The organism is Leclercia sp. LTM14 (genome assembly GCF_023736175.1).
In the GTDB taxonomy this organism is placed as follows: domain Bacteria; phylum Pseudomonadota; class Gammaproteobacteria; order Enterobacterales; family Enterobacteriaceae; genus Enterobacter; species Enterobacter barmai.
Genome location: NZ_JAIKTT010000009.1, coordinates 230,556 through 240,522, shown reverse-complemented (window position 1 = coordinate 240,522; position 9,967 = coordinate 230,556). Strand labels below are relative to the sequence as shown.

The 9,967-nt window shown below is 59.4% G+C and carries 6 protein-coding genes; 1 reads left to right on the top strand and 5 read right to left on the bottom strand.

Going from position 1 to position 9,967, the window contains the following annotated elements; genetic code table 11:
- Positions 1 to 83: 83 nt before the first annotated feature.
- Both K5I40_RS18070 and K5I40_RS18065 read right to left on the bottom strand, forming a co-directional pair.
- On the bottom strand, positions 84 to 2,447 hold the full coding sequence (locus K5I40_RS18070; RefSeq protein ID WP_223075009.1) for a TIM-barrel domain-containing protein: 2,364 nt from the start codon (positions 2,445 to 2,447) through the stop codon (positions 84 to 86).
- A gap of 17 nt (positions 2,448 to 2,464) precedes the next feature.
- On the bottom strand, positions 2,465 to 3,766 hold the full coding sequence (locus K5I40_RS18065) for an MFS transporter (RefSeq protein ID WP_138369526.1): 1,302 nt from the start codon (positions 3,764 to 3,766) through the stop codon (positions 2,465 to 2,467).
- A gap of 288 nt (positions 3,767 to 4,054) precedes the next feature.
- Here K5I40_RS18065 and K5I40_RS18060 point away from each other — a divergent pair, with 288 nt between their 5' ends.
- Positions 4,055 to 5,128: a LacI family DNA-binding transcriptional regulator gene (locus K5I40_RS18060; protein ID WP_139564606.1), complete on the top strand. Its 1,074-nt coding sequence runs from the start codon at positions 4,055 to 4,057 to the stop codon at positions 5,126 to 5,128.
- Here K5I40_RS18060 and K5I40_RS18055 read toward each other — a convergent pair.
- The 3 genes from K5I40_RS18055 to K5I40_RS18045 form a co-directional block, all read right to left on the bottom strand.
- Positions 5,125 to 6,387, bottom strand: a complete 1,263-nt coding sequence (locus K5I40_RS18055) for a DUF1479 domain-containing protein (protein WP_223075010.1) — start codon at positions 6,385 to 6,387, stop codon at positions 5,125 to 5,127. The two genes, K5I40_RS18060 and K5I40_RS18055, sit on opposite strands and share 4 nt — an antisense overlap.
- A 151-nt stretch (positions 6,388 to 6,538) precedes the next feature.
- On the bottom strand, positions 6,539 to 7,354 hold the full coding sequence (locus K5I40_RS18050; protein ID WP_223075011.1) for a Cof-type HAD-IIB family hydrolase: 816 nt from the start codon (positions 7,352 to 7,354) through the stop codon (positions 6,539 to 6,541).
- A 177-nt stretch (positions 7,355 to 7,531) separates the two neighbouring features.
- Positions 7,532 to 9,964: a formate C-acetyltransferase/glycerol dehydratase family glycyl radical enzyme gene (locus K5I40_RS18045; RefSeq protein ID WP_223075012.1), complete on the bottom strand. Its 2,433-nt coding sequence runs from the start codon at positions 9,962 to 9,964 to the stop codon at positions 7,532 to 7,534.
- Between the last annotated feature and the right edge of the window lie 3 nt (positions 9,965 to 9,967).

Here is a 9,967-nt window from a genome sequence, read left to right as displayed (position 1 = left end):
CCCTCTCCCCTGTGGGGAGAGGGGACTGTTCGGTGCGGTTATCCACCTCTCCCCTATGGGGAGAGGGCCGGGGTGAGGGGCTGTTAAACCACCCACTCACCCCCTTCAACCCCATTCACCAGCAGCTTACGGTTTTCCCCTTTCGGTAACGACACCTTCAGCGCTTTCCACGCCGGACGATAGTCTCCGCGCGCACCGACGTTCAAATTTATGGTTGCCCCGTCGCAGACCATCTCCCACTCCACCCACAGCGCGTTGCCGCTCTGGTAGCCCCAGCTTTCGCCGTCGTCTTCAAACAGCAGGCCGGATGTCGTGCCCACGCCTTTCAGCGGGAACAGTTTCAGTTCGCGGGTATCGTCTTTCTCAGCGCTCACATGGGTAATGCGCTCGCTGAGCGGCAGACCGGCACCGGCGCGAACCAGCAGCGGCAGTTTTTCCAGCGGCGCGTCGCGGACGATCCACTGCCCGCCGGAGAACCACTCCTGGGTGTAAAAATCGTACCAGCCGGTTTCGTTATCCGGCAGCCAGACCCGGCGCTCGCGCTGCCCGGCTTCGACGACGCTTGCCACCAGCAGGTCGCGGCCCAGCAGGAAATCGTCGCACTCCTCAAAGGTCTGCGCATCGTGCTCGTGATCGAGGAAGGTCGGGCGCAGCATCGGCTCGTCATCGGCATGCGCCTGCCACAGCAGGGTGTAAAGATAGGGCAGCAGGCGATAGCGCAGCTCAATGGCACCGCGAATGGCCGGCGTGACGCCCGGATACATCCACGGCTCGTTCACGGTGGCATCATCATTCCACGAGTGAATGGTAAAGCGCGGATGCATCACGCCGTTTTGCACCCAGCGGACAAACAGCTCCGCGTCCGGCTTATCGCCGGAGAACCCGCCCACGTCATGACCGACGTTAAACAGCCCCGATAAGCTCATCCCCACACCCATGCGGGTGTTGTAGCGCAGGGTGTCCCAGTTGGTGCGGTTATCGCCGCTCCAGGTCTGGACGTAACGCTGCATCCCGGCGCAGCCGGAGCGGGAGATCAGGTACGGGCGTTTTTCCGGCGCGAAGCGCTGCTGGGCCTCCATCGAGGCGCGCATCATCAGCAGCGGCATCACCGGGCGAATATGCTTGATGGCGATCTCCTTGCCGAAGCCAAAGCAGCGCGCTTCCCCGTCCCACACCTCGAACTCGTTGTTGTCGTTCCAGGTGGAGTCGATGCCCATCTCCAGCAGCTGGGTGGTCACCCCTTGCTGCCACCACTGCACGGTCTGCGGGTTGGTAAAGTCGAGGTGCGACCCTTCGTCATCCCAGAAGCTTGAACGTTCTGGCGCATCGGTTTCTGAATCGCGGATGAACAGACCCCTTTCCGCCACTTCGTTATAGCGCGGATGGTCCTGCAGCAGGCACGGCTTGATGTTCGCTGCAAGCTTCAGCCCGGCATCGTGGAACGCCTGGCTCATCATCTTCGGCTGCGGCACCTTGTCGTAGTTCCAGTTGAAGACGTAGCGCTTGCCGTTGATGGAGGTATAGCCGGAAGAGAGCTGGAACGAGTCGCAGGGAATGGCGTGCTCTTCGCACAGGCGGATAAAGTTCATCAGCTGGTTTTGCGCGTCCGGGGCGTCGGTGTAGTGCATGGTTGACCCGCTGTAGCCGAGGCTCCATTTCGGTCCGAACAGCGTTTTCCCGGTGAGGCGCACGAAGGCTTTGGTGACGTCCAGCACCCGTTTGCCGGTAAAGATGTAGTAATCGATATCGCCCGCTTCCGCCTGCCAGCGGCGATAGGCGGTGTGGTAGTTGTCGATCTCGTTGCCCAGATCCAGCCAGCAGCTGCTCAGGTTGTCGTAGAACAGGCCATAGCTCACGTCGTCCCGGCGGGTGATGGTGAACGGGATGTGCTTATACAGCGGGTCGGTGCTGACCGCGTTATAGCCCATCGCGTCCAGGTTACGCATCTCATAGCGCTTGCCGTTGCGCTGCAGATCGCCCGCTTTTTCACCCAGGCCGTAAAAACGTTCATCCTTGCGGCGGCTCAGGTAGTGCGCCGCGCCGTCGCCGTGGGCGTTCAGCAGATAGGCGCTGGTCGGACGGTCATTTACCAGCGGCTGCCACTCCCCGGCCTCGTTGCGATAGTGCCACTCCAGCCACAGCGGCTGGTGGACGGTGACGCGCAGCTGTTCGGTGGCAACGGTCAGCACATTGTCCTGCTGCGTCAGCGTCCAGGCAGGGCAGGTGAACCCGCTCAGATCGTCGCGGCGGCGGCCTTCCCAGGGCACGTCCTGCTCCGGAGCGATGCTCCAGGTGCGGTCCAGCGCCAGTTCGCCTTTGCGTTTAATCAGTACCCGGAACAGGTTCTGTTCCAGCACATACAGGCACAGGCGGTGCTGCTCATCGACCAGCAGTTCCAGATGGTTCGCAGACTGTTTCTCGACGGTCCAGTTTTTCAGGGTTTTCATATGCAATACATCCACTATCAGGCGCGCTTGGCGCGACGTTCAGCAATAAATGCCACCAGGAAGAGAGCGCCAATCAGGTCGAAGAACCCCATGGCAATAAAGAGCGGGTTGAAGCCGATTTTGTCGGCGGTAACACCAATCAAAAGGGAGAAGAGGAAGCTGGCGATCCACGCCGCCGAGCCGCGCATGCCGTTGACGGTTGCCATCTGGCCCTTATCGAACGACTCCACCACCAGGGCGCTCAGCATGCAGGAGATGATCTGATGCCCGAAACCGCCGATGGAGATCAGCACGATGGTGATATAGGGGTCGCGGGTAATAGCCACGATGCCTAAGGAGATCATCAGAAACGCGCCGGTCACCGAGCTTGCCACCACCGAGTTAACGCGGGAGCAGCCGAACAGGCGGGTATAGAGACGGGTCAGGTAGCCGCTCGCTACGCTGCCGAGATCGGCGGCCAGGAACGGCAGCCAGGCAAACATCGCGATCTGCTTCAGATCCATGCCGTGCTCTTTGGCGAGATACAGCGGCACCCAGAAGCTCAGCACCGCCCAGGCCGGTTCCGCCATAAAGGCCGGAATGGCGATACCGTAAAAGCGCTTGTTTTTCGACACGGTTTTCAGCGCGGTGAGGAAGGGCAGTTTGACCGCAGGCGGTTCGTTATCCTGCTTGATAAAGGCCAGCTCATCCTTGCTCAGGTTCGGATGCTGTTCCGGGTTGTGGTAGAACGCCCACCAGAGGATCACCCACAGCAGCGCCAGCACGCCGGTAAACATAAACGCGCCCTGCCAGCCAAAGGAGGCGTGGGCAAAGTAGATGATAGGCGGGGCCAGCATCGCGCCGATGGAGAAGCCCACGCCCGCCCAACCGGCGGCCACGGGACGTTCCGATTTCGGGAACCACTCGCCGATGGTTTTGGCGTTTGCCGGGGTGGCAGCCGCTTCAGAGGCACCCATAAAGAAGCGCAGGATCGCCAGATGCAGCCAGCTTCCGGCGCCCGCATGGAAGATACACATCAGCGCCCAGATCCCGGCGCAGACCATAAAGCCAATCTTCAGGCCGATGACGTCAATCAGCCAGCCGCACAGAGGCTGGAAAATGGTGTAGGCAATCTGGAACGCGCCGACGATCCAGGAGTATTGCTCGGTGGTGATCCCGAGACTCTCTTTGAGTTCAGGCGCGAGAATACCCAACGAATTTCGGGTGATGTAGTTAACGGTCACGCCCATTAAGAACAGCACCAGCACGTACCAGCGCAGGTTTTTAATGACGCGACGGGTTTTGCTGGTCGCAACGGTGTTATTGATGCCCTGACTCATTTTACTCTCCACAAGACGGACGGTAGGGGGACGGAGGTTCAGGTGTCACACAGATTTTTTATCTCTTTGATTGTTATCCGTTTTAATGCTTAGTTTGGTATATAACTAGTATGGAAGTTGTGTGACAGGTTCACCTTAAGAGAGAAATCAGGCGGGCAAAAGCGCATTTTGTGCAACTTTTCTCATAATCGTCTTTAATTATTTGGCATTCTGGCTCTAACCCCAGTAACCGTCTGTTAACTACGCCATGAAAATTTTTTCATTTCGCAAATGGAGCCAGATCACAAAATGGATAAAAGGCTAAGAATCGCTGAAATTGCCCGCCGGACCGAACTCTCTGTCAGCACCGTTTCCCGGGTGCTGGCGGGGAAGGCGAACACCAGTGAAAAGGCGCGTACCCGGGTGCTCGACGCCGCGCGGGAGCTGGGCGTGCTGGACGGGATGGCGGCAGGACGTCTGCTGCTTAACAGCCTTGTGGTCTTTGCCCCCCAGCGCGCTTTTGACGAGCGGTCCGACATCTTTTATTACCGGGTGATCCAGAGCGTGAGTAAGGGCCTTGCCTCGCATGACGTGCGTCTTCGCTACTGCGCCCTGGAAGAAAATGACAGCGACGCGCAGCTGTTTCTCGCGCGCATGAACGAGCCGGACACCCAGGCCGCTATCCTGCTGGGTATCGACGATCCGCATATCCACGATCTGGCCATCGATCTGGGTAAACCCTGCATGCTGATTAACTGCCGCGACCGGCATATGCGCCTCCCTGCGGTCACGCCCGATCACCGCGCCATCGGCGAGCGCGCGGCGGAATATCTGTTTGAGATGGGGCACCGCGAGGTGATGAACGTGCTGTGCCTGCGCCGCTATACCATGGAGCTACGTCTGGCGGGGATCCGTGACGCCTGGCAGTCGCACAACCTGAAGTTTAACGACAAGCGCGATCTGCTGGTGGCCCCGAGCTTCAGCGCCCGCGAAACCGAACAGCTGGTCAGCCACTGGCTCAGTGAACGCCAGGGAAAAGACCTGCCCACGGCATTTTTAGTCGGCGGGGATTTTATGGCGGCGGGGACCATCAACGCCTTACAAAAGCAGGGATTGCGCGTCCCTCAGGATGTGTCGGTGATGAGCATTGACGGCTTTAATCTGGCGGCGATTCAGGATGTGCCGTTAACGGCGGTGCATGTTCCCCGCGATGAACTGGGAACCGAAGCGGTGCATATGCTCCAGCAACGGCTGATGCGCCCGGACGCGCCGGTGGGGACGCTGCTGCTGAACGGCACGCTGACCGTGCGGGAGTCGGTACGGCGGATACGTCAGGGGAAACGACGCACCGCCGTCGAACGGGAAGGGTTATACGACAGTTAAGCCATACCCAGCGCGCGCTTGCCGTGAATGTTCAGGTCATCAACGGTGAAGCGCGACTGCCAGTCAGACTCATAATCCTCGCGCGGGAAATCGCCCGGCGAGGCGCCGGTTTCCAGCGCCGCTTTCACCTTCTTCGCGTAGGCGAGGTTTTTCTCGCACATCGGCGCCGCCGGAATGTACATCACGTTGCCCCAGCCCTGCTGGTCTTCAACCGGGGCCACCGAGTGGATCACATCGCAGTGCCACCACACGGAATCACCCGCTTCCAGCGCCGGAATGCTGGTCAGGGCTTCAATTAACAGCGGATGCCACTTCTCGGAAATCGGCAGCACGCGCCCCGGGGCCACGCCGCAGAGTTCATCTTCCGGCACATCGTCCAGCAGCGGACGCAGCAGAATGTAAGCCATCGCTTCCGGGATCGGCACCACGTGCAGCAGGCCCTGATCCGGGATCATGTCGGAGAGCGCCGTCCAGCCCTGGAAGGTGCGGAACACCGAGCATTTGGTGGTGTTGTCCAGGGTGTACTCTTCCACTTCGGTGCGATGGGCAGCATCCCAGGGATCGTACCTGTCGATATTGCCGTCGAAGACGCGGGCGAAGACCTGCTGATAGGCCGGGAGCAGCCAGCGCTCCAGCGCGCCGGAGTCGGTGTGCGCCCCGAGGCCTTTAGAGGTAGTTCCCGGCGGACGGCGGCGAATGCGGTCCGGGTAGATCACGCTGACGTCCGGGTTGAACCACTGCTTGCCGTTGCTCTCGAAAGTCCATAAACGGTTCAGGAACGACTGCACCTGGGCCATCTCTTCGCTCTGACGGGCTTCCATCTGGGCGTGTGACCAGTAGATCGGGTAGATCTCCGGGCGGGAGGCGGTGAGGGAGCCAAAGAAGTTATCCCCCGGCCCTTTATAGACGTCGTCAAAACGGTTGAGATCCAGATAGTCGAGCATCGCGTTATCCCACGCCAGCGCCTTCTCGCGCGGGAAATGACCTTTGATCACCGCACAGCCCCGGCGTTTGACCGCCTCGCGCTGTTCCGGGCTGATGTTACCGCTCTGCACGTCCGCAAAGGGGATCACCGGCCAGACAGGATCGCCATTGCGCTTCAGGGTGTTAATTTCCGCCACGCGGCTGGCGATCCTGGCGCTCAGGCGATTGAACACGCCCTGCACGTCGCCAATCTGCGCCCGCAGTTCACGTTTCATCTGGCGGATGGCCGCTTTGTGGTCGGAAGGCAAGGTTTCACTGGTAAAAGTTAAGGTCATAACAGCCTCGCCATCTTTCATTCGAAAGTAAAAGTGATTACAAGTGATACTTTAGGTTAAAAATAAGTTAAAGCAAGTTAAATAACTTGATGAAGTGCACAACACGGAGAGAAAGAGGGGGAGAGCGCCGGAGATGACTCCGGCGGGGAAATCAGTTGCTGAAGGGCGGGGTATTGTCGAGGACGGCCTGAATCACGTTCAGCGCGCCCTGATGGTTGTTGTCATCGGCCTGATAGCGGGTGATGGCTTTGATGCTTTCGCCCGCGTTACCCATGGCGAAGGAGTAGTTCACAAACTTCAGCATTTCGGCGTCGTTACCGCTGTCGCCAATCGCCACGCACTCCTGCGGGGAGATGTGCCAGCGCTTCAGCAGGCGGCTCAGGCCGCTGGCTTTATGCAGGCCGGGGATAATCAGATCGACAAAGCCAAAGCCGCTGGTCACAGGCTTCATAATGCCGTCGAGGGAGACGTGCAGGGCGTCGATCAGGTTTGGAATATCGCTGTCCGGCAGGTTCAGGGAGAACTTGAACAGCACGTCGTCGATGTCGCGATAGTCGCTGATGCGCTGCAGGCGGTGATAGTGTTTTGACATCAGCGCGACGAAGTCCTCTGGTGCCTTATCGCTGACGTAAGCACTTTCCAGCCCGCAGGCAACGAAGTTCAGGGAGGTATCCTTCAGCAGCTCGCCGATGACAATCTGCGACTCGTGCTTCGTCAGTTCACCGTGGAAAATCTGCTCGCCGTGATCGAACACCAGCGCGCCGTTTTCCGCCACGAATGAGATCTGCGATTTCAGTTCCGGGAAGAAGGAGATGAGCTGGTAATACTGGTTGCCGCTGGCGACAACGAACTCAATATTACGGGCCTGAAGTTGCTGGAACTGCGCCTGAAAGCGGTCACGATCGTACTGCTTGGCGTCATCAAGAAAAGTTCCGTCCATATCGGTGACGATAACTTTAACGGTCATACATTGAGCTCCTGAATCACTGCGTTCGAAACATTCTAATAACAAGGTGACGTGGAGCACAAATTTAATTTTCGAATGAAAGTCAGAAAGCCGGGTGGCGGAGGTAAATGCAAAACGGCAACCTGGGTTGCCGTTTTTGATGTTTGCACCCTCTCCCTCAAGGGAGAGGGGATCTCATTACAACGTATGCTCAGTACGCGCAATAATATCGTCCTGCGCATCCGGTGACAGGGCGGTGAAGAACGCCGAGTAACCCGCCACGCGCACCACCAGGTCGCGATACTGGTCCGGGTGTTTCTTCGCTTCCAGCAGCGTTTCGCGGGAGACGATGTTGTACTGGATGTGCCAGCCTTTATGCACCTCAAAGAAGGTCCGCAGCAGCACCATCAGCTTCTGACGGTCGCTGTCGTTATCCAGCGTCGCCGGATTGAGCTTCTGGTTCAGCAGCACGCCACCGAGGATCGCCTCGGTCGGCAGTTTCCCGACAGAGCCGATCACCGCCGTTGGCCCCAGGTGGTCAGTACCGGAGGACGGGCTTGCCCCTTCGGCCAGCGGGGTATGCGCCTTACGGCCGTCCGGCGTTGCCATGGTGGCCGCACCAAACGGCACGTTGGCGGAGATGGACGAAGTCCCGGCGTAGTAGTTGCCGCCAATCGGGCCACGGCCATAGCGCGGGTTATGGTACTGCTTCAGCTCTTCGATGTAGGTCTGGTACGCCCGGGCCAGCAGCAGATCCACGCTGTCATCGTCGTTACCGTACTTCGGTGCGCCGTTGATCAGACGCTGGCGCAGCTGCTCGTGGGTCAGCCCCTCGTAGTCATCCGCCAGGGCCGCCGCCAGCTGCTGCTGACCAATCGCGCTCTGTTCAAAGACCAGTTTCTTCACTGCCGCCAGGCTGTTGCCGAGGTTGGCGATGCCCACCTGCAGGCCGGAGACCCAGTCGTACTTCGCGCCGCCCTGCTTGATGCTCTTCGCGCGCTCGATGCAGTCATCCACCAGCGCCGAGCAGAGAATGTCGTGGACGTTCTCTTCCAGCATGGTGTCCACCACGTACTCAATCTCGATGGATTTGCGGGTGTAGTACTTAATCTGGCGATCCCAGGCGGCCATCACTTCGTCGAAATTGTTGAAGTTACCGGCAGAGAGCGCTTTAACCTGCGGCAGGAACACCTTGCCGCTGGTGGCGTCGCGACCGCCTTCCATCGCCGCCAGCATCACGCGGGCGAAGTTGATAAAGCTCATCCCGGTGCAGCGGTAGCCCCATTTGCCGCCGACCGCAGTTTCGATACAGCCGATGGCGGCGTAGTCGTAGGCGTCGGCTTTTTCGATGCCGAGCTTGATGAACTCAGGGATCACGATCTCATCGTTGTTGAAGGCCGGCATCCCGAAGCCGCAGCGGATCACCTGCACGCAGGCGTCGAGGAAGTCGTTGCTCATGCCCGCGTGATAGCGCACGCTCAGGTTCGGCTGAGTGGAGCGCAGACGGCCGCAGGATTCGAGGATTGCGTAGGAGAGCGGGTTCACCGCGTCCATCGCCACATCGTTCACCAGGATCTGCCCGCCGATGGTGACGTTCTGGTACAGCGGGCTGCCCGCCGAGGCTTTGGAGTGCGAGCCGGAGCGGATCTTGTTCACTTCCAGCAGCTTCAGCCAGCAGCTGTGCAGCAGCTCGATGGCGTGCTCGCGATCCAGAGACTGGTTCAGCTCCACGTCGCGGCGGTAGTACGGATAGAGATACTGGTCCATGCGGGCGAAGGAGACGGAGTGGCCGTTGGACTCAATCTGCAGGATCAGCTGGATGAAGTAGCACAGCTGTAATGCCTGCCAGAAGGTTTTTGGCGGTTCGTGGGCGATCACATCGCAGTTTTCCGCCATCGCCAGCAGCTCGTCGCGGCGGCTTTCGCGGGTTTCGGTAGAAGCCATTTCACGCGCCAGGTCGGCAAAGCGCTCGATATGCAGGCTCACCGCTTCCAGCACGATATCGATCGCTTTCAGGAACTGATCGCCGTGCAGGTCTTCGAGGCAGGTAAGGTTGATGCGCGAGCGGCGCTCGTCCACCTTGTGGCGCAGGCCGTCGAGTCCTTTCTCCAGCACTAACGGGAAGTTTACCGCCAGGTGCGCGTCACCGGAGGTCATGTTGCCTTCGGCTTTGATAATGCCGGTTTCCAGCAGGCCTTTCTGCTCGTCGGTGAACATGCCGTAGCAGCGATCCTGCACCGTCTGGCCGCGCCACCACGGGCAAATTTCATGCAGAACGCGTTTGTTCTCTTCGCTGACTGCAAAGCCCGCACCCGGACGGTCGGCCAGATCGTCGATCTCTTTTTCAATCCACGAGACGGTGTATTCCGGGAAGATCGGCGCGGCGCGCACTTCGCTTGCCTGGTTGCCGATAATCAGCTCGTCATGTTTGATCCAGATAGTGCGCTGCGCCAGGTGATGGGCCAGCGCCAGCGCGCGGCGAACCGGGATCGGCTTGTCCATGTGCTGCTGGTACATCTCGGTGTAGTGCTGGGCGCGTTCGGTACAGACCGGCGGCTTAACAATATGGACCAGGGCAGTTTTATGCGCCTTAATGCGTTCGCTCAGGGTAGTAAGATTCAGCTGTGTCATAAC

What these genes read in the sequence shown, in the direction of transcription:
- K5I40_RS18070 (WP_223075009.1), bottom strand. Translation starts at nt 2,447, where the DNA reads ATGAAAACCCTGAAAAACTGGACCGTCGAGAAACAGTCTGCGAACCAT.
- K5I40_RS18065 (WP_138369526.1), bottom strand. Translation starts at nt 3,766, where the DNA reads ATGAGTCAGGGCATCAATAACACCGTTGCGACCAGCAAAACCCGTCGC.
- K5I40_RS18060 (WP_139564606.1), top strand. Translation starts at nt 4,055, where the DNA reads ATGGATAAAAGGCTAAGAATCGCTGAAATTGCCCGCCGGACCGAACTC.
- K5I40_RS18055 (WP_223075010.1), bottom strand. Translation starts at nt 6,387, where the DNA reads ATGACCTTAACTTTTACCAGTGAAACCTTGCCTTCCGACCACAAAGCG.
- K5I40_RS18050 (WP_223075011.1), bottom strand. Translation starts at nt 7,354, where the DNA reads ATGACCGTTAAAGTTATCGTCACCGATATGGACGGAACTTTTCTTGAT.
- K5I40_RS18045 (WP_223075012.1), bottom strand. Translation starts at nt 9,964, where the DNA reads ATGACACAGCTGAATCTTACTACCCTGAGCGAACGCATTAAGGCGCAT.